This window comes from Rhizobium sp. FKY42, assembly GCF_005222835.1.
Lineage (GTDB): Bacteria > Pseudomonadota > Alphaproteobacteria > Rhizobiales > Rhizobiaceae > Neorhizobium.
Genome location: NZ_STGA01000004.1, coordinates 103,742 through 120,611 on the forward strand (window position 1 = coordinate 103,742; position 16,870 = coordinate 120,611).

General features: G+C 56.5%; 20 protein-coding genes and 1 tRNA gene. 15 read left to right on the forward strand and 6 right to left on the reverse strand.

What is annotated here, in order from left to right:
• Positions 1–334 precede the first annotated feature (334 nt).
• The 5 genes from E8M78_RS02150 (at position 335) to E8M78_RS02165 (ending at position 4,259) form a co-directional block, all read left to right on the forward strand.
• Positions 335–922 carry a hypothetical protein gene (locus E8M78_RS02150; RefSeq protein ID WP_137133495.1) on the forward strand — a complete coding sequence of 196 codons (588 nt, stop codon included), beginning with the start codon at positions 335–337 and terminating at the stop codon, positions 920–922.
• 244 nt (positions 923–1,166) lie between these two features.
• Entirely contained in the window at positions 1,167–1,334 is a 168-nt protein-coding gene (locus E8M78_RS23230) for a hypothetical protein (RefSeq protein WP_170973292.1), read from the forward strand.
• Positions 1,335–1,336: 2 nt separating this feature from the next.
• Positions 1,337–2,161 carry a helix-turn-helix domain-containing protein gene (locus E8M78_RS02155; RefSeq protein WP_137133496.1) on the forward strand — a complete coding sequence of 275 codons (825 nt, stop codon included), beginning with the start codon at positions 1,337–1,339 and terminating at the stop codon, positions 2,159–2,161.
• Positions 2,154–2,525, forward strand: a complete 372-nt coding sequence (locus tag E8M78_RS02160) for an HNH endonuclease signature motif containing protein (RefSeq protein ID WP_137133497.1) — start codon at positions 2,154–2,156, stop codon at positions 2,523–2,525. The genes E8M78_RS02155 and E8M78_RS02160 overlap by 8 nt, the downstream gene beginning before the upstream one ends.
• A gap of 108 nt (positions 2,526–2,633) precedes the next feature.
• A complete protein-coding gene (locus tag E8M78_RS02165) occupies positions 2,634–4,259 on the forward strand; it encodes a terminase TerL endonuclease subunit (RefSeq protein ID WP_137133498.1) in 1,626 nt (541 codons plus the stop codon).
• Positions 4,260–4,576: 317 nt separating this feature from the next.
• Here the strand turns inward: E8M78_RS02165 and E8M78_RS02170 are convergent, their stop codons facing one another.
• Positions 4,577–4,798 (reverse strand): hypothetical protein, encoded by a 222-nt coding sequence (locus E8M78_RS02170; RefSeq protein WP_137133499.1) that lies wholly within the window; start codon positions 4,796–4,798, stop codon positions 4,577–4,579.
• 2 nt (positions 4,799–4,800) lie between these two features.
• Entirely contained in the window at positions 4,801–5,037 is a 237-nt protein-coding gene (locus E8M78_RS02175) for a helix-turn-helix transcriptional regulator (protein ID WP_137133500.1), read from the reverse strand.
• A gap of 88 nt (positions 5,038–5,125) precedes the next feature.
• Here E8M78_RS02175 and E8M78_RS02180 point away from each other — a divergent pair, with 88 nt between their 5' ends.
• From E8M78_RS02180 to E8M78_RS02215, 7 genes are all read left to right on the forward strand, one after another.
• Positions 5,126–5,437, forward strand: a complete 312-nt coding sequence (locus E8M78_RS02180; RefSeq protein WP_137133501.1) for a hypothetical protein — start codon at positions 5,126–5,128, stop codon at positions 5,435–5,437.
• A gap of 93 nt (positions 5,438–5,530) precedes the next feature.
• On the forward strand, positions 5,531–6,217 hold the full coding sequence (locus E8M78_RS02185) for a hypothetical protein (protein ID WP_137133502.1): 687 nt from the start codon (positions 5,531–5,533) through the stop codon (positions 6,215–6,217).
• A gap of 196 nt (positions 6,218–6,413) precedes the next feature.
• Entirely contained in the window at positions 6,414–7,649 is a 1,236-nt protein-coding gene (locus E8M78_RS02190) for a phage major capsid protein (protein WP_137133503.1), read from the forward strand.
• Positions 7,650–7,651: 2 nt separating this feature from the next.
• Positions 7,652–7,972 (forward strand): hypothetical protein, encoded by a 321-nt coding sequence (locus E8M78_RS02195; RefSeq protein WP_137133504.1) that lies wholly within the window; start codon positions 7,652–7,654, stop codon positions 7,970–7,972.
• Positions 7,969–8,502, forward strand: coding sequence for an HK97 family phage prohead protease (locus tag E8M78_RS02200; protein WP_137133505.1), 534 nt, complete (start codon positions 7,969–7,971; stop codon positions 8,500–8,502). The genes E8M78_RS02195 and E8M78_RS02200 overlap by 4 nt, the downstream gene beginning before the upstream one ends.
• On the forward strand, positions 8,499–9,725 hold the full coding sequence (locus E8M78_RS02205) for a phage portal protein (protein WP_137133506.1): 1,227 nt from the start codon (positions 8,499–8,501) through the stop codon (positions 9,723–9,725). The genes E8M78_RS02200 and E8M78_RS02205 overlap by 4 nt, the downstream gene beginning before the upstream one ends.
• 193 nt (positions 9,726–9,918) lie before the next feature.
• On the forward strand, positions 9,919–11,061 hold the full coding sequence (locus E8M78_RS02215) for a site-specific integrase (protein ID WP_137133507.1): 1,143 nt from the start codon (positions 9,919–9,921) through the stop codon (positions 11,059–11,061).
• A gap of 66 nt (positions 11,062–11,127) precedes the next feature.
• Here the strand turns inward: E8M78_RS02215 and E8M78_RS02220 are convergent.
• Both E8M78_RS02220 and cpdR1 read right to left on the reverse strand, forming a co-directional pair.
• Positions 11,128–11,202, reverse strand: a tRNA-Val gene (locus E8M78_RS02220).
• Positions 11,203–11,308: 106 nt separating this feature from the next.
• On the reverse strand, positions 11,309–11,671 hold the full coding sequence (cpdR1, locus tag E8M78_RS02225; RefSeq protein ID WP_062555736.1) for a response regulator CpdR1: 363 nt from the start codon (positions 11,669–11,671) through the stop codon (positions 11,309–11,311).
• A gap of 176 nt (positions 11,672–11,847) precedes the next feature.
• Between cpdR1 and E8M78_RS02230 the strand changes: the two genes are divergently transcribed.
• Together E8M78_RS02230 and hisN are read left to right on the forward strand one after the other, a co-directional pair.
• Positions 11,848–12,732 carry an N-formylglutamate amidohydrolase gene (locus tag E8M78_RS02230; protein WP_137133508.1) on the forward strand — a complete coding sequence of 295 codons (885 nt, stop codon included), beginning with the start codon at positions 11,848–11,850 and terminating at the stop codon, positions 12,730–12,732.
• A gap of 286 nt (positions 12,733–13,018) precedes the next feature.
• Positions 13,019–13,795: a histidinol-phosphatase gene (gene hisN, locus E8M78_RS02235; RefSeq protein ID WP_137133509.1), complete on the forward strand. Its 777-nt coding sequence runs from the start codon at positions 13,019–13,021 to the stop codon at positions 13,793–13,795.
• 9 nt (positions 13,796–13,804) lie between these two features.
• Here hisN and E8M78_RS02240 read toward each other — a convergent pair whose 3' ends face one another.
• A complete protein-coding gene (locus tag E8M78_RS02240) occupies positions 13,805–14,794 on the reverse strand; it encodes an alpha/beta hydrolase (RefSeq protein ID WP_137133510.1) in 990 nt (329 codons plus the stop codon).
• Between the two features lie 399 nt (positions 14,795–15,193).
• Between E8M78_RS02240 and E8M78_RS02245 the strand changes: the two genes are divergently transcribed.
• Positions 15,194–15,676: an Hsp20 family protein gene (locus E8M78_RS02245; protein ID WP_137133511.1), complete on the forward strand. Its 483-nt coding sequence runs from the start codon at positions 15,194–15,196 to the stop codon at positions 15,674–15,676.
• Positions 15,677–15,800: 124 nt separating this feature from the next.
• Here E8M78_RS02245 and E8M78_RS02250 read toward each other — a convergent pair whose 3' ends face one another.
• Positions 15,801–16,808 carry a bile acid:sodium symporter family protein gene (locus tag E8M78_RS02250; protein ID WP_137133512.1) on the reverse strand — a complete coding sequence of 336 codons (1,008 nt, stop codon included), beginning with the start codon at positions 16,806–16,808 and terminating at the stop codon, positions 15,801–15,803.
• Between the last annotated feature and the right edge of the window lie 62 nt (positions 16,809–16,870).

The window sequence follows — 16,870 nt, forward strand, 5'->3', positions numbered from 1 at the left end:
ATGTGATCTTTGATCATCTTTTTTTGGGATCATCACTTCGGTTGTAATCAACTCGCTTAGCGGGTAAATGAACGCGTGTCGTTGATGATTGGAGTCATGCCGCACGGGTTAAGTAACGCGGTAATCGGCCACTCAATGAGTATGTTTGCTCAGCATCAGGTCTTTCCTTCAACAGGCGAAGCTTCAGGTCGATAACGGGAGATGCTCAACAGTTGCCGCATGATGCCTCCGACGGCAGCGCAGTTCCCGCGCGTCCTGAGGGATGCACAAGGGAGAGCCACCCTTGTGCTCGGCGCCTGTAGACGCGGCTGTTCACTGCGACCAGAGGTGAGCGATGAGCCTGGACTATTTGACTCGTGCGGTGAAGATGGGTCAGCGCAGCCGTCGGCGGATGCGCAAGCATGGGCAGAACATGAAGGGCGACAGGCTCTGGAGCCGCGAGGAGGAGGCGGTGCTGATTGCTCATCAAGGCGAGTACGATCTGATGAGCAAGCTTCTGCCGCACCGTTCGCGCGCCGCGATTGCCAGTCGCTGCCAGTTGCTCGGATTGAGGCGGAAAGTGCATGTCTGGACAGCGGCAGAACTTGCCAAGCTGAGGCGGCTTTATCCCGTTGCCAGCGTCCAGGAAATCGAAGAGGCCTTTCCGCACTCCAGTTGGACAAATATCTGCCAGGTGGCGCGCTACCACGGATTTTGTCGCGCGGTAAGATCAGCATACAGAAGCACGGGTCATCCCGCACTCGATGACGTGCGCAAGCGTTGCCTGGAAATTCGCTGGACGATGAAGGATCTCGACAAGGCGGCTCGTACTGGGTGCTATTTCCAGCGGGCGGGGTGGATCGGCAAAAAGATAAACTATCGAGCACTCGGGCGTGCCATTGAGGCATTGGGCGGCGTTATCGAATGCCGATGGAAAGAATAGCCTTGGCCCTCCGGCCTGTTCATGTTCACGAGAGCGAACGGAATTTCGTGCCTAGAAACCAAAAGGCCTCCAGATCGCTCTGAAGGCCTTTTTGAATGGGAATGGTGGGCGTGACAAGGATCGAACTTGTGACCCCTACGATGTCAACAACGCTAGCTTGCCGGAAAGACCGCATAGCTCGGTCCATCCAAGCCAGCAACCCAACGTTTCTGGTAAGCTTTCGGATAAGTTCTGTGGGCATAAAATGGGCGGGCATGGTTCCATTCAGGCCGCTGCCCTCTGGCTTCACCAGCACCGCAACGAACTGACAGGGCCGGTTTTCCCTGCCCTGAAAGAGCGGTTCGGCCTTCGCAATCTTGAGGCTATCGAGGCAGCGAAGCAGGCCCACGCTCTGGCCTATCCGGGGGCGTGACAATGGCGATCCTCGAAGAGAACGATATCCTGTTTGCGCACAAGGCGCTGAACATCATGTCCGGCCTTACAGAGGCCACGCGGCGCGTTGCAGGCGCGATCATCGACCACTTCAACAAGAAGACAGGCCAATGTGATCCAAGCATTGATCGTCTCGCGGCGATGCTTGGCATCAACAGGGCGACGGTGATCCGTGCAACAGAGACGCTTCACGAACTTGGCTTGATCCAGAAGGATAGCCACGGCGGCAAGGCCCACCGTGCCAGCTATCTGCCGAACTGGGATCACTTCCGCTTCATCGTTGCAGAATGGGCGGCGAGGATGAAGACCGGGGATCGTCCGACGAAGAGCAATCAGCCTGCAAAACCGGCTGTTCCAAAGGTCGCAAGCTTGCAACGTTCACAGTCGCAAGGCTGCGACGTTGAAGGTCGCAGGGATGCGACACAAACCAATAGAATAAACCAATCGAAGGAACCAATCGAAACGGCGCGTGTGGAAACGGCAGGGCAGGAACCGCCTTCCCGGCCTTCGTCGCGGCTGTTGCGTCGGCTCTGGAGAGGGAGCAAGCCGGACGCGCAGCGATCCATGCTCTTGCCCATCACGGGCGGTGGAAGTCCCAGCCATGCGGATGCTGCCAAGGGGGCAGCTGAACGGCGCTGGCTGGAGCAAGTCCATGCTCTCGGCCTGACGGTGCAAGGCGACGTAATCGAGTGGATGAACGCCGACAGGCAGGAAGCCGCAACGCAAGCCGAAATGAAACGACGCGGCGGCGGCTTGGCCTTCATCGTCTCGGCAATGCAGAACGAGAGGATGCGGGCGCATGGCTAACTGGCCCTACAACACGACCGCATGGCGCAAGCTGCGGGCCGCGAAGCTGAAGGCATCGCCGCTTTGCCAGCACTGCAAGGAACGTGGGCTGCTGAAGCCTGCAAAAGCCGTGGATCATAACACGCCCATCAATCGAGGCGGTGAACCGTTCCCTGATCTCGATGGCCTGACCTCACTCTGTGAGCCTTGCCACAACGAAAAGACCGCGAACCAAGACCGAAGCACGGCGAAACCGTTCGCCCGAAGGTTCAAGGGCTTCGATGCTGAAGGCAATCCGCTCGACAAGCGCGATGATTGGCACGGCAATGGCGTAGAAAAATATTCTACTCAAGGGGTGGGGGCGGGTGAAATCACCACGGATTGAGGGGGCTGGACCGAGGGGGGAGTCGGGGGGATACTTAGTTTTACCCTCTCAAGAGCCTGATAACACAGAAAATTCCTCTACGAGAAAAATTATTCCAAAGGGTGCGAAATGGCGGTTCGGGGTATAGGCGCGAAGGCTCTTTCAGAGCGCGGCAAGATCAAAGTTAGGCCAGTGAAGCCGTGGGAAGTGGATGGCTTGAGCCGTGCGGGCCGCGTGGTCGCCTTCCTCGAAGATTTGCCGATCACGGCGGGCAAGCTGGCAGGGCAGATGATGAAGCTTCGCCCATGGCAGCGCGAATTTATCGAGGCGGTTTATGCGGAAGACGGCGAAGGACGTCGGCCAGTGCGCACGGCGGTGCTTTCCATGGGCCGGAAGAATGGCAAAACCCAAATCGCGGCGGGCCTTGCGCTGTGTCACTTGATGGGGCCGGAAGCGGAACCGCGTGGCGAGGTCTATTCAGCAGCCCTGACGCGCGATCAGGCGGCAAAGCTGTTTCAGGAAATGGTTGCCATCCTCGAAGCCCATGAGGAACTGAACGACAGGGCGAATGTCATCAAGTTCTCGAAGCAGGTGGAAGTTCTGTTCGGAGATGGCGCGGGTTCGCTCTATGCGGCGCTCTCTGCCGATGCCGGTTCGAAAATGGGTCTCTCGCCTTCCTTCGTCGTCTATGACGAACTTGGCAGCGCACCGAACCGCGATCTCTTCGACGCGCTCGACACAGCCACAGGTGCGCGTGATAACCCGCTGATGGTCTGTATCTCGACACAGGCGGCGGCGGATCACCATGTTCTTTCCGAACTGATAGATTACGGCCTTCGTGTCCAGTCGGGCGATGTGGATGATCCAAGCTTTCACCTGACGCTCTATGCAGCGCCACAGGATGCCGACCCGTGGAGCCGTGAGGCGTGGACGGCGGCAAATCCGGCGCTGGGTGACTTCCGCTCTCTGGATGACGTCCAGCGGCAGGCAGCGCAGGCGCGGCTTGTGCCGTCGAAAGAAAGCGCCTTCCGCAACCTGATCTTGAACCAGCGAGTTTCCGCCAATGCGCGTTTCATCCACAAGGCGGAATGGGACCGCTGTAACGAGCCTGTAGACCTCAAGGCGCTGCAAGGGCGCGAATGCTATGGCGGGCTTGATTTGTCCGGCTCTCGCGATCTCACGGCCTTCGTGATGGTGTTTCCGGGCGAAAGCGGGCGTTTTCAGGTGTTGTCACGCTTCTTCATGCCAGAGAACAATATCGAAGAGCGTTCGAACGAGGACCGCGTGCCTTACAAGCTGTGGGCAGATCAGGGTTATATCACCTTGATACCTGGCAGCACGATCGATCCAAGCTTCGTCGCTCATGAGGTATTCAACGCCTCACAGACCTATGACCTGAAGACGGTCGCCTTCGACCGCTGGCGTATCGAGGAATTTAAGCGACAACTGGGCCTGTTCGGCGGCAATATCCCGCTGGAGCCGTTCGGGCAGGGCTTCAAGGACTTTTCGCCCGCCGTCGATATGCTGGAGCGCACGGTTGCGGAACGGCTTCTGCAACATGGTGGAAATCCGGTGTTGAACATGTGCGCCGCGAATGCCGTGGTAACCCGCGATCCGGCTGGAGGACGAAAGCTGGACAAGAGCAAGGCAACGGGCCGAATCGATGGCCTTGTGGCGCTGGCAATGGCCTTGCAGGTCAGTGGAAGGCATGAACCGGAAGCGTTGCCGTTATGCCTGCTAGAACTCATGGATTGAGCGGGAAAGCGTCTTCGCCGAAGACGCTTTCCGTAAGCGCAAATACAGATTTGCAGAAAATCGGAAATACAGAAAACCGGATTTGCGAAAATATCCGGTAAGTCAAAATATCTGGTTCGCGGTGGGGAAATTCCCCACCTGCATCGAATCAATGGGAATGGCGCTCACGGTCTTTGCGAGTGAAATAAAACACGGCAGCGCCCATGATCAGGCCACCAACCGGAACAATCATGAAAAGGGCAAACTGTTCGATGCTCATGGCTTCATCCCTTTCAGGGATCGTCTTGCCAGCAAATGTAATGCAGTTGCGGCAAATATCAGTCTGTTGAATTTTTACGGTTTGCCATTGAAGCGTCTTGCATGGCGTCTTCGAGCGACTTTATTGCTCCATCAAAGTCTGCGAGTCGCGCAAGTGCAGCAAAAACAAATCCGTGTTCGTTCTTCTCAAAATAATCTTCGATAAAATCCAGTCGTTCTTGGCGAAGTAAAGCGATTTGAGAATTGATTTTCTCAATAAAATTGGAGTCGTAGTTTGGCATCGCTAATCTAATTCCTTTTTCTTCAGTCTAACGCCTGGGCCTTCACCATTTTCCGCAACGAAGATAACGCCCGCGGCTTCAAGTGCGGCCTGCATTGCGGCTTCCGCATCAGGAGAAACTTTTCTCCGCTCTTTTTCAAAATCCACAACCGTAGACAAACCAAACCCGGCAGCTTTTGCAAGCTCAAGCTGCTTCCAGTCTATCAGAGCGCGAGCGGCGCGACATTGTGCGGGCGTCATTGATCAATAATTTTTGTTGACGGTTTCATTGGCGTAAGTTACCAACAATAATTGTTGATTACCACATCATTTGACAAGGAGCAACGCGATGGGGAACCATTTTCGCGAACCGGTAAACCATGCCTCGATGTCGAGGCGGGCATTTATTGGCGCTGCCATTGCAGGCAGTGCATCGGTTACGGCGGCGGAAGCAGTCGCCATGCAACCGCCCTTAGCGGACCCACTGGCGAACCTTTCGCCAGAAGAGCGAATCGCCCACCACATGAAGGCAATCAATGAAATCGTGCTCGCCATGGGGACGCCAGAAGGAAACGGCGGCAGGCGCTTCGATGGCGAAAAGTTCAAGGTGATCACAGACCCGGCATTCACGATCTATCTGACGAAGGCGTTGTGCAGTTGAGGTAATGAGGGTTTTATTTGCAAAACGTACAAATGAAATTGACGCGCCGTTTTTAACTGTGTATCGTGCAAATGAAACACAGGATTAGTCGTTATGGCACTTTTAAGCGAACTTGTTGCGGTCTGCGAACAGCACCAACTTGATGGGAAAGCCACATTGAACGTGTTTGCGCGCCGTCTTCGTGAGGCAGGACGAATTTCTCAGGCTGGTCGCGGACGTGGAGCCGCCCATATGACGGCTTTGGATGCTGCTCGTTTCCTCATCGCATGCGCCGCGACAGACCAACCCGAACGGGCCGTGGAAGCGGAAAGCGTTTTCAGCAATCTGAAGTGTGGCCACGAACTGATGCGAGAGGAAAACGCCTTGATTGCATCGAAAGACGTGCCCACGCTCGATTTGGCCTTGGCCCGGGCAATACACCTTTTAGGAACGGGTGAAATTGATGCCGCCGACAAAGCGGAGCACGAAAGAAGATTTCCCGGCATTCCACGCATTACGAGTAGCGAAACGTTTGCGGTTTGGCTGATAGTTAGACGTAGCTCGGTTGGTGCAAATATTCGCGTGCTTGGTACGGAGCTTATCTATCAGCACCCAATTCTTTCCGACTTGGTTGCAAGCGTCAATCGTTTCGAACCATTTGATAATCAGCTTGCTTTGAGCGAGCGTTTAGATCGCGAAACTCACCAATTTCGGACAGGCAAGAACCTTTCCGCTGAGTTGAAGTATCCATTACTTCAGGCCGTGGGCAGGCTGATCGTCGGAGGCAGACGCCTCGATTAACCCATTCCCCGCGCCATCAAGCGACGGCTCCGCCAGCGAGCCTAAAACGGAAAGCGCCCCTCTGGGGTGCGGGGTGAAGAAAAGCAGACAAGGGGCGCAGGCTGGCGATTTTTCCGCCGATTTCGGCATCAACCAACTTAACCACATACGCTTGATTTTTCTTCGACGGTTTTCACTCCCCTTCGAGGAACATAAAATGAAAAGATTGATTGAATTGCGCGAAAAGCGGGCCTCAAAAATCGCGGAAATGCGCGGCCTCCATGCAAAGACGGCGCTGGAGAGCAACGAAGAACAGCGTTTCAAGACGCTGGAGACGGAAGTTACCGAACTTGATGGGCAGATTGCCCGTGAGGAACGCATGGCAGCCTTCGAGCGCGAGGAGCAGCGCGGCGAAGAAGTTCACGGCGGCGAATTTGGCCGCGAACTGCGTGGTTACTCCGTAGCAAACGCCATTATGGGCGCTATGAACGGTCGCCTGACGGGCCGTGAAGCGGAAATCGATCAGGAATTGAAGCGGGGCCGCGAAAGCCGTTCCGGCGCTTCCGGTGTCGCGGTTTCGGTTCCCACGCAAATCCTACTCGGTACGGAACAGCGTAGCCAGACGGTCGGAACGCCTTCGGCAGGCGGTTACACCGTCGCCACCAACCTTGCAGCCGTTGCGGATCGCTTCCGCCCTGCTCTGCGGGTGGAAGCCATGGGCGCGACCGTTCTTCGTGGCCTGACAGGAAATCTTGACCTTCCGAACCTCGAGTCCAGCGGCTCGGCGTCCTGGGTGACGGAAAACGGCAATGCCAACCGCTCGAGCTTGACCTTTGGCAAGAATTCGATGGGGCCTAAGACGGTAGCAGCCGAATACGGCCTTTCGCGTCGTCTGATGCTGCAATCCAGCAGCGCGATTGAGGGCATCCTCCGTAGTGATCTCGGTTTCCTTCTCGCTCAGGCGCTTGATCTGGCTGCCATGAATGGCAGCGGCACGGGTGCGGAACCGCTTGGCCTGCTGAATACTCAAGGCGTTGAAAAGATCGCCAGCGTGACCGCCTTGAGCGACACGGCGGCAAACCTGATTGCGGCGCTGGAGCTTGACGATGTGACGGGAACCGCAGCGTTCCTGACGCATCCGAAGGTTATGCAGCTCGCACGCAAGCTGAAGGATGCAAACGGGCGGGCCATTCCGCAAGCTGAAACCTTCCACAGCCAGCGTGTTGAGGTCTCCACTCAGGTTCCGGCGAACCTCGGTTCCGGCAATGACAAGGCGGCGATGATCTTTGGTCAGTGGGGTGAATTGTACCTGGGTTATTGGTCGGCGGTGGATATCCTGATCAACCCCTATCACCCGGACGTTGCTTCGAATGGCGGCGCTCTTCTCCATGCCTTCCTTGATGCCGATGTGGCGGTTCGCCATCCGAAGGCATTCGCCTATTCGGAGATTTGATCATGGTGACGGTTGCCGACGCACGGCGATATCTTGGCAACCATCATACAGAGGACGCTGAAATTCAGCGTCTTCTTGATGCTTGCATCTCGCATCTTTCCAGTATCGGTGTTCAGGTTGACCCGATGCCATTGCCTGTCCGTGAAGCTGTCTACCTCATGGTCTCCGTGCTTCACTCGCGGACGGATCATCCGTTCGGAAGAAGCCGCGACGAAGTCGAGGGTATCGGTTCCTACTCCTATTTCAGTCCCAAACTTATCGATGACGCGAACTGGCAGGTTATTCGGCTGCTGACGGACCCGCATCGCGAGGTATCTCTATGACGATTGAACGTCGCGGTTTGACCGCTGAAATCCGTTCCAAGGGCCGTCGCCTTGAAGGCTATGCGGCAACCTTTGGCAGGTCTGCCGATATTGGCGGACGCTTCACCGAAACCATTGCGCCGGGGGCTTTCTCCGGTTCCTTGCGTTCCAAGGCTGATATTCTTGCCCTTGTGGATCACGATCCGGGCCGGGTTCTCGCCCGCACCCGTTCCGGCACCTTGCGCCTTTCTGAAGATAGCCGCGGCCTTGCCTTCGATCTGGATATTCCAGACACGCAAGCGGGCCGTGACGTGCTGGCACTGGCAGAACGCGGCGACCTGGGCGGCATGAGCTTCGGCTTCACGGCCCTGGATGAAAAACGCGACGGTGACCGGCGCGAGCTTCGGGCGGTTGACCTACACGAAATCTCTATCGTCCTGGCTTGGCCTGCCTACGACGGCACGGTGATCCAAGCCCGTTCTCTTTCATTGTCTACGCCCTTCCGGGCCTATGCGGAGCGAGCGCTTCGCCTTCTGGAGCTTTCGCGATGATTTCGCTTTCTCGTCTCTTCGGTCGCGAGACACGCGCCGCTATAAAATCTGACGATCCTTATTTAGGCCAATGGTTTGGCCTTCGTGGCGGGATTGGCGGTTACGTCGATCCAAACCGCGCAAGTGGTTTGGCAACCGCCCACGCCTGTATTGCAACCGTCAGCCAGAACGTTGCTGCTATACCGCTGCATGTGTATCGGCGCGGCGATAACGGCGGGCAAGAAAAGGCGAAGGATCACCCGCTTTATACCGTGCTGCATGACATGGCGAACCCTGCCATGACGGCCTTCGAAGCGCGGGAATATTTGACCGCCTGCCTGATGATCCACGGCAACGCTTACGCCCGGATTGAATGGAGCGGGCGCGGACAAGTGACCGCGCTCTATCCCCTTGATCCTGCAGGCGTGACTGTTGAACGGCTGCCTTCCGGGCGGCCGCGTTATCGGCTGTCCGGTAAGAGCGGTTCAACGGCAATGCTTCTTCAGGAAGAGGTTCTTCATCTGCGGTACCGTCTAGCGCCTGACAGCGTTATGGGGCTTTCCCCTATCCAGATCGCCAGCGGAACCTTTCACCTCGCCCTGACGCAACAGGAAACGGCGGCAAAACAGGCGGGCAAGAGCTTCCGGCCTGAAGGCGCTTTGGTGTTTCCGAATGCCATGGGTACCGACAAGAGAGATACGACGCTGGAAAAGCTTCGCCAGAAGTTTGAAAGCGATTCTGCAGTATCCGGTGTCATGGTGCTGGATGGCGGAGCGGACTGGAAATCCTTCTCCTTCTCTTCGAAAGATGCTGAATTTCTGGATAAAATGAAGCTCAGTAATCTGGATGTCTGCCGGATTTGGGGTGTTCCGCCGACTGCCGTTGGTATCACCGACAACGCCACCTATTCCAACGCGGATCAGGAAAGCCGTGCTCTTGTGCAGCGATGCCTTGCACCCATGGCGAAGCGTTTGGAACAGGCCATGAATGCGGCTCTCTTGACTGCCGCAAGCCGTCAAAGCCTCTTCATTGAACATGACTTGGCTGGCCTGCTGCGAGGCGACATGAAGGCCCGTTATGAGAGTTATCGGATCGGTCGTGAAGGTGGCTGGCTGTCCTCCAACGATATTCGCGGATGGGAAAACATGCCGCAAATCGAAGGCGGGGATGAATATCTTTCGCCGCTCAATATGACGGTAGTCGGTGATCGCCAGACGGACACCAGCCAGCCGGAGGGCGTGTGATGTCGTTTGATCGATTTATGATCGAACCCGATACACCGCTTCGACTTTCTGTAGCAGCGAAGCTTGCCTTCCCAGATGGGAGCATGACCGAGAGCGGGCTTAAAACCGAACATGGCAAGGGCAACCTCGAATGTGAGCGGATTGCCAATAAGCTTTACACCACGTTGAACAACATTAAGCAGATGAGGGAAAGATGCCGCGAAAGCCGAAGGGGCCAAGGCTCTGGCTCCGAGAGCGAAAAGGCCGTCCGTCCGTATGGGTCATTCTCGACACCGGAATGCCTGAAGTCAGCACAGGCTTCAGCGAATCAGATCGCGGAGAAGCTGAAAAGGCACTCCAAGCCTACATCGCTTCAAAACATCGGCCGGAATGGCGAAAAGGCGCACCTTCCGAGGTCGCGATAGCGGATGTCCTCGCCTTCTATGGTGAGCAACGTGGTGCAGAACTTGCACACCCGGAACTTGTAGGTTGGCATATGACGAATCTGCTCGCCTACTTCGGTGAAAAGATGTGCGAATTTATTGATGGTTCTTCTTGTCGGGCCTACGTCGCGGCGCGTGTTGCGGGTCACATCGGTAAACGGCCTGTTGCAGCCGGGACAGCGCGGCGCGAGTTGGAAACGCTTTCTGCCGCACTGAATTTTGCCCACAAGGAGAAAAAGCTTCTTTTCCCTGTTCCGGTCACTTTCCCGGCCAAGGCTCCTGCAAGAGAGCGGTGGTTGACGCGATCTGAGGCCGCCCGCTTGCTGGCTGGTGCGCTTGGCATCGTTCCCGTTGCTTTTGATATCGGCACGCGCGAGGCGGTGAAGTGGGGTAGGATGTTCAAACCTTCCTATCACGTTGCTCGCTTCATCCTCATTGGACTCTACACCGGAACACGGCATGAAGCCATTCTTCAGCTTCGTTGGGGCGTCAACTCCTCCGGTGGATGGCTGGACCTTGCCCACGAGGTAATGTACCGGCGTGGCAAAGGGCAAGCTGAAACCAATAAGCGTCGGCCTCCCGTTCCAATCCCAGAAAACCTTCTGCCACATGTTCGGCGCTGGCGAAAAATCACCGTTAACGGGCCTGTGGAATATGCGGGCAGGTTAATCAAGAAAGAGCGGCGCGGGTGGGATCGCGCACGTGAACTTGCTGGCTTGGACACAGAAGTAACACCTCACATCATGAAGCACACCTGCATCACCTGGATGCTTCAGCGGGGTGTTCCCTTTTGGGAGATTTCTGGTTTCACCGGAACGTCAGAAAAGACGATCCGCGACACGTATGGACACCACTCGCCCAAGCATCTTGAAGCCGCTAGAAAGCGGTTTAATGGGCGAAACTTGGGCAAGTGAAAAGAGAAAGGAAATGCGGGTTATGTCGTCAACCTCGCAAACGCCTGCAAATGCAGGGTATAGGAATGGTGGGCGTGACAAGGATCGAACTTGTGACCCCTACGATGTCAACGTAGTGCTCTCCCGCTGAGCTACACGCCCTTCCGTGGCGGCGGATAGACCATAAAAGCGGCCGACCCGTCAACCGCTTTTTTGCAACTTCGTGACGTTTTTTTGAAGCGTCAGGAAGAAGCCCGGAAAACCGGGGTCAAGCGGCCAGAAGCTTGTTCACTTCGTCCACAAGGTCACGCAGGTGGAAGGGCTTGGAAAGCACCTTGGCGTCTTTCGGCGCCTTCGAATCGGAGTTCAGGGCAACGGCGGCAAAACCGGTAATGAACATGACCTTGAGATCTGGGTCGAGCTCGGTAGCGCGACGCGCCAGCTCGATACCATCCATCTCAGGCATCACGATATCGGTCAGAAGCAGGGAGAAGGGCTCCTCGCGCAGGCGATCATAGGCGCTTGCTCCATTGTCGAAGGAGGTCACCTTGTAACCGGCCTTTTCCAGCGCCTTGACCAGGAAGCGGCGCATATCATTGTCATCTTCGGCGAGAAGGATCTTTTGCATCATCAGGACCGTTAATGGGTTTCTCTTGAATTAGGGCTTTGACGGTAGCTTTTCGCCAGTAAAAAACCGGTGAACGATAACCGCCAGATGCCTTCTTTATGGATTTACATAGTATGGACTTCGCAGCAGGCAACTGGCAACATGTCACCTTGAGTTGTTCACCACATGGTAAAGATCGAATGCAATGGGCTGATGGTCGGCTAGAACCCTTTGAAGTGCGGGAGCCTGAGCAGCAAACCATTCCCTTTGTCTTCAATTCTCCCCATAGCGGTCGATTTTATCCACCGGAATTTCTGGCGGCGTCCCGGCTCGATGCATTGAGTATTCGCAGATCCGAAGACCACTACGTCGATGAATTATTCTCAGATGCGCCTCAACTCGGTGCGCCACTGCTGGTTGCCCACTTTCCACGTGCCTATCTGGATGTCAACCGCGAGCCTTACGAGCTTGACCCGCGTATGTTCGAGGATGCCCTGCCATCCTACGCCAATATCGGATCCATGCGCGTGGCAGGTGGGCTGGGTACGGTTCCACGAATCGTTGCCGAGAATATGGAGATCTATGCGCGACGCATGCCGGTTGCGGATGCGCTGTCGCGGATCGAGGCGCTCTACAAGCCCTACCATGCGTGCCTGAGACGCCTGATCGCTCGTACTCACGCCCGTTTCGGCTTTTCGGTCCTTATCGACTGCCATTCCATGCCGGGTAATATCCGCATTGCGGGCTCGGATACGAGGCCCGATTTCATTATCGGTGATCGCTACGGGACGAGCGCCTCCGCTGAACTGTCGCGTGCGGCCTTGCATATCCTGGAGGATCTCGGTTTCAACGCCGTCCGCAACAAGCCCTATGCGGGCGGCTTTATCACGGAACACTACGGCCGCCCGGTTCGTGGGCTCCATGCCCTGCAGATCGAGGTCAACCGGTCTCTCTATGTGGATGAAGCAACGCTTGAAAAGCGCGCGGATTTTGAGGTGGTCTCTGCGGCGCTGTCGCTCTTCATGCGGCAGATGATCGATTTTGCGGACGAATTTTCGATCGAATCGACGCTCGCGGCGGAATAGTTTTCGTTTCCCTGTTGTATCACTTTTGCCCCGACGCTTGCGTGCGGGCAAAAAAAACCGCGCCTCACGGACGCGGCTAAGTCTAGGGAGGAAACACCCAAGGAGGGTATTTACAGTCTTTCGACTGCAAAAATCACATTAATGACATATTGCCCAAATGTCAAGCATTCCTTTTTGGTGATCAAACTTAAGGCAAACGCGTGTTGCGCCGTTAATTCGATACGGTTGCGCTTGCTCCTGTCGGCCTTTCGACTAGAAAGGAGGGCAAATTTTTACCGGGGGAAACATGCTGCCAGATCGCGCCTTCTTCGATAGCCTAGCCGATGCCGCGCGCAGCCAGACGCTGCCTCGTTTCCGGGTCGGGACTGCGGTCACCAACAAGCTGCATGGGGGTTTCGATCCGGTGACGGAGGCCGACCAGGCGGCGGAACTCGCCATCCGGGAACTCATCGTAAATTCCTTTCCCGACCATGGCATTCTGGGTGAAGAGCACGAATCAATCGGCCTGGATCGCGAGCATATCTGGGTCATCGATCCGATCGATGGAACCCGCGCTTTCATTTCAGGCGTACCCGTCTGGGGTACGCTGATAGGCTTGCGTTCCGGCGGACGAGCTGTGATGGGACTGGTTGACCAGCCTTTTACCGGTGAACGCTATTTTGCCGATGGGTCGGCGAGCTGGTATTCCGGCCCCGATGGTGCGCATCGTATCCAGGTGCGCGATTGTGGAGATATCTCCAACGCCATTTTGTTCACCACATCACCGCACATCTTCTCGACCGATGAGCGCAGCCAGTACGACCGCGTCGAAAGCAAGGTTCGCCTCTTCCGCTACGGCACGGATTGCTATGCCTATGCGCTTCTGGCGGCGGGGCATGTTGATCTTGTCGTCGAAAATGGCCTGAAGCCCTATGATGTCGGTGCACTCATTCCGCTGATCGAGCAGGCCGGAGGCATCATCACCACCTGGGACGGCGGTCGCCCGGAAGATGGCGGCAGCATCATCGCAGCCGGCAGTCGCGCGGTCTATGAGCAAGCCATGGACCTGCTGGCAGGTCGGTGACGATCACGCTCAGGCGGCTGTCTCGGAGAGATCCACCAGTGGCTCCGTGCCAGGCATGAAGGCCTGGATCGCGGCCAGCGCCTGCATGCGGTAGATGTCACGCTCCTGAAAGATTTCGTGCCGGGCGCCGGTGATGGTAATGAGTTGTCCTGCCCGGAAGTTTCGCGATAGCCGTTCCTGATAGATGTAGGGCACGATACCATCCAGCATGGGTGCCAGAATAAGCGTCGGGATGGTTATCCGTCTCAGATGCGATTGGTCGTTGACCATCGAGCCCGCCATCAGGGTTTCGTGCAGCCATCGTGCCGTGGGCACCCCGATGGTGAGGTCCGGCCTTGCCGCGACGATAGCTGAATTCCGGTTGAAACGAGCTTCGTCCGATGTCAGCGGGTTGTTCGCAAAGGGGCGAGGACCCTGGTCCTTGCCCATCGAGACTGAGCCCAGGCCCAGCCGAGACAGTGTCGAGGTGAGGGGACGCAGCCATTTTTCCGGCAAGGCCTGTCCGCCCAATCCGACGAAGGGTGCCGCGAGCGCCATCCTGTCGATCCGGTTGTTGAGACGCGGGGCGGATGCCAGAGCGATCAAGGCACCGGTTGAATGGGCGACCAGAAAGAAGGGTAGGCGTGCGTCCGGCAGCACGATGGTCTGCAGAAAAATTTCCAGATCGTACTGATAGTCCATGAAGCGCCGCACGTGACCTTTGCGCGGATCTTTCAACAGGCGTTCTGAGCCGCCCTGTCCGCGTAGATCGAAGGTCGCGACCCAGAGCCCCATGGCATTCAGATCGCGAATGGTCTCGAAATATTTTTCGATGGATTCATTGCGTCCTTGCAGCAGAACCACCGTTCCCTTGGCGGGAGAGATTGCCGACCGGAACAGAGCATAGCGGAGGCGGGTGCCGCGAAAGCCCTCGAAATAGCCTGCCGTGCAATTGCCCGGAACCGGATTATCCGGCGTGGAGAACAGAATGTCCGATCGGGAGACCTGAGCTTCGTCCATGGTGCCGCCTTGCTCTTTTTTTGTCAGGGATAGGGGGTGCTGGCCACAAGGTCAAAGAAAAAAGCCGGAACCGGCAGTGCCAGTTCCGGCGAGGGGGAATGACTGAAGAGAAGGGACGTGGCTTCAGTCGCCGGAGGCAGACCCGTCCGGTTCGAGGCAAGAAGTAGCCGGATCATCCTGAACAGGCCGCGAATGCCGTGTTCAGCGGGAGTTCAGGCTTTCGCCAAAGTCGGCTTGGCGGAAATTTCCAGAAAATTCGAAAAGGTCTTGAACGAGCAAAATTGGCTCACCATCTCAAGGTCACGGACGCCGCAAGGGTTCGTAACAACGGGGAAGCGTCGCCAGAATGGGTCGCCTCCCGTGCTTTCAAATCGCAAACGTCGCTTCAAGGAGGACACCATGCGTCACGTTGATTTTTCGCCGCTCTATCGCTCTACCGTTGGCTTTGACCGTCTCTTTTCCATGCTGGACAGCGTTGGCCAACCGGAGCAGGCGCCGAGTTATCCCCCCTACAATATCGAGCGGACGGGTGAAAACACCTATCGCATAACGATGGCCGTTGCCGGTTTCGACGAAAAGGAACTCAGCATCGAGGCGCACGCGCATGTGCTGACGGTCAAGGGTGAGAAGTCTGAGGACGATGCGGCCAACAAGACCGAATTCCTGTATCGTGGCATCGCCAAGCGCGCCTTTGAGCGCCGCTTCCAGCTTGCTGACCATGTCGAGGTTCAGGCCGCTTCCCTGAAGAATGGTCTTCTGCATATCGACCTGCTGCGCAATATTCCCGAAACCTTGAAGCCCCGCCGTATTGCTATCGCGGCGGACATTGCCGAGGCAACCAAGACGATCGAGGCACAGCCTACGGCAAAGCAGGTCAACTGATCTGTTCAATTGCGCGCTTACGGTCCAGTTGCGCTGTCATTCCATGCAGCCCCCGTCGAAACGATCGGCGGGGGTTTTGTTTTGGGCCTGGTTCAGGTTGTTCGGTAGCGTCCGTATGCCATGATCATGCGGATCGGGTCGCAGCAAGAGCCGCTTCTGTCTGAGCTTCCTGTTCGATCTTTCTGGCTGCATAACGTTGGGCAATGACCGCGCAGACCATCAACTGGATCTGGTGAAACAGCATCAGCGGAAGTACGATGGCACCAATGCTTTGCCCGGCGAAGATAGCCCCTGCCATGGGAACGCCGGAAGCGAGGCTTTTCTTCGATCCGCAGAAGGTGATGGTGATCTCGTCTTGCCTGTTGAAACCCAGCAGGCGACTTCCGAACACCGTGATCAGCAGGACGATGATCAGGAGCAGGATATCGAGCGCGATCACAATCCCTATGTCCTGCACTGAGAAGGTCTGCCAGAGACCTTCATTCACCGATTCGCTGAAGGCGAGATAGACAACCATCAGGATCGAGCCGCGATCGACGGGTAAAAGCAGCTTCTTTTTCGAGCGGATCCATTTGCCGATCCAGGGTTCCAGCACTTGGCCGAGAATGAAGGGGGCAAGAAGCTGGAGCAGAATGGTTTCAAGCGCTCCTAGATTAAAGCCAGCGTCACTGTTCGTTGCCATGAGCAAGCCGACCAGAAGCGGCGTCAGGAACATGCCGAACAAGTTGGAGGCCGAGGCAGAGCAGATGGCTGCCGGTACATTTCCGCCGGCGATTGATGTGAAGGCGATTGAGGATTGGACCGTCGAGGGGAGGACGCAGACGAAGAGAAGGCCGAGATAAAGCTCCGGCTTCAGGATTGTCTCAGGGATGAAGCCAAGCCCCAGTCCCAGCAGTGGGAAGATGCCGAACGTCACCAGCAGAATGGTCAGATGCAGGCGCCAGTGCAACACGCCGGCAATCACCACATCGCGCGATAGCCGCGCCCCGTGCAGGAAGAACAGGAGTGCGATCGCGCAGTCCGTCGCATAGCCGAAAATCGTTGCAAACTCCCCATGAGCCGGCAACAGCGAGGCGATGATAACGGTTGCGACCAGCAGCAGCGTGAAGGTGTCCGGCAGAAAACGGCGCATGATCTCATCCATTCGAAAAACCAGATTTACGAATGGGTGATCATGAAGCAAAATGCAAACAC

Excerpts from the sequence above, each read along its gene's own strand:
- cpdR1 (WP_062555736.1), bottom strand. The coding sequence starts at position 11,671 with ATGATGCAAAAGATCCTTCTCGCCGAAGATGACAATGATATGCGCCGC.
- E8M78_RS02200 (WP_137133505.1), top strand. The coding sequence starts at position 7,969 with ATGACGATTGAACGTCGCGGTTTGACCGCTGAAATCCGTTCCAAGGGC.
- E8M78_RS02180 (WP_137133501.1), top strand. The coding sequence starts at position 5,126 with ATGGGGAACCATTTTCGCGAACCGGTAAACCATGCCTCGATGTCGAGG.
- E8M78_RS02175 (WP_137133500.1), bottom strand. The coding sequence starts at position 5,037 with ATGACGCCCGCACAATGTCGCGCCGCTCGCGCTCTGATAGACTGGAAG.
- E8M78_RS23230 (WP_170973292.1), top strand. The coding sequence starts at position 1,167 with ATGGGCGGGCATGGTTCCATTCAGGCCGCTGCCCTCTGGCTTCACCAG.
- E8M78_RS02150 (WP_137133495.1), top strand. The coding sequence starts at position 335 with ATGAGCCTGGACTATTTGACTCGTGCGGTGAAGATGGGTCAGCGCAGC.
- E8M78_RS02250 (WP_137133512.1), bottom strand. The coding sequence starts at position 16,808 with ATGCGCCGTTTTCTGCCGGACACCTTCACGCTGCTGCTGGTCGCAACC.
- hisN (WP_137133509.1), top strand. The coding sequence starts at position 13,019 with ATGCTGCCAGATCGCGCCTTCTTCGATAGCCTAGCCGATGCCGCGCGC.
- E8M78_RS02205 (WP_137133506.1), top strand. The coding sequence starts at position 8,499 with ATGATTTCGCTTTCTCGTCTCTTCGGTCGCGAGACACGCGCCGCTATA.
- E8M78_RS02240 (WP_137133510.1), bottom strand. The coding sequence starts at position 14,794 with ATGGACGAAGCTCAGGTCTCCCGATCGGACATTCTGTTCTCCACGCCG.
- E8M78_RS02195 (WP_137133504.1), top strand. The coding sequence starts at position 7,652 with ATGGTGACGGTTGCCGACGCACGGCGATATCTTGGCAACCATCATACA.
- E8M78_RS02185 (WP_137133502.1), top strand. The coding sequence starts at position 5,531 with ATGGCACTTTTAAGCGAACTTGTTGCGGTCTGCGAACAGCACCAACTT.
- E8M78_RS02155 (WP_137133496.1), top strand. The coding sequence starts at position 1,337 with ATGGCGATCCTCGAAGAGAACGATATCCTGTTTGCGCACAAGGCGCTG.
- E8M78_RS02245 (WP_137133511.1), top strand. The coding sequence starts at position 15,194 with ATGCGTCACGTTGATTTTTCGCCGCTCTATCGCTCTACCGTTGGCTTT.
- E8M78_RS02160 (WP_137133497.1), top strand. The coding sequence starts at position 2,154 with ATGGCTAACTGGCCCTACAACACGACCGCATGGCGCAAGCTGCGGGCC.
- E8M78_RS02215 (WP_137133507.1), top strand. The coding sequence starts at position 9,919 with ATGCCGCGAAAGCCGAAGGGGCCAAGGCTCTGGCTCCGAGAGCGAAAA.
- E8M78_RS02230 (WP_137133508.1), top strand. The coding sequence starts at position 11,848 with ATGCAATGGGCTGATGGTCGGCTAGAACCCTTTGAAGTGCGGGAGCCT.
- E8M78_RS02190 (WP_137133503.1), top strand. The coding sequence starts at position 6,414 with ATGAAAAGATTGATTGAATTGCGCGAAAAGCGGGCCTCAAAAATCGCG.
- E8M78_RS02165 (WP_137133498.1), top strand. The coding sequence starts at position 2,634 with ATGGCGGTTCGGGGTATAGGCGCGAAGGCTCTTTCAGAGCGCGGCAAG.
- E8M78_RS02170 (WP_137133499.1), bottom strand. The coding sequence starts at position 4,798 with ATGCCAAACTACGACTCCAATTTTATTGAGAAAATCAATTCTCAAATC.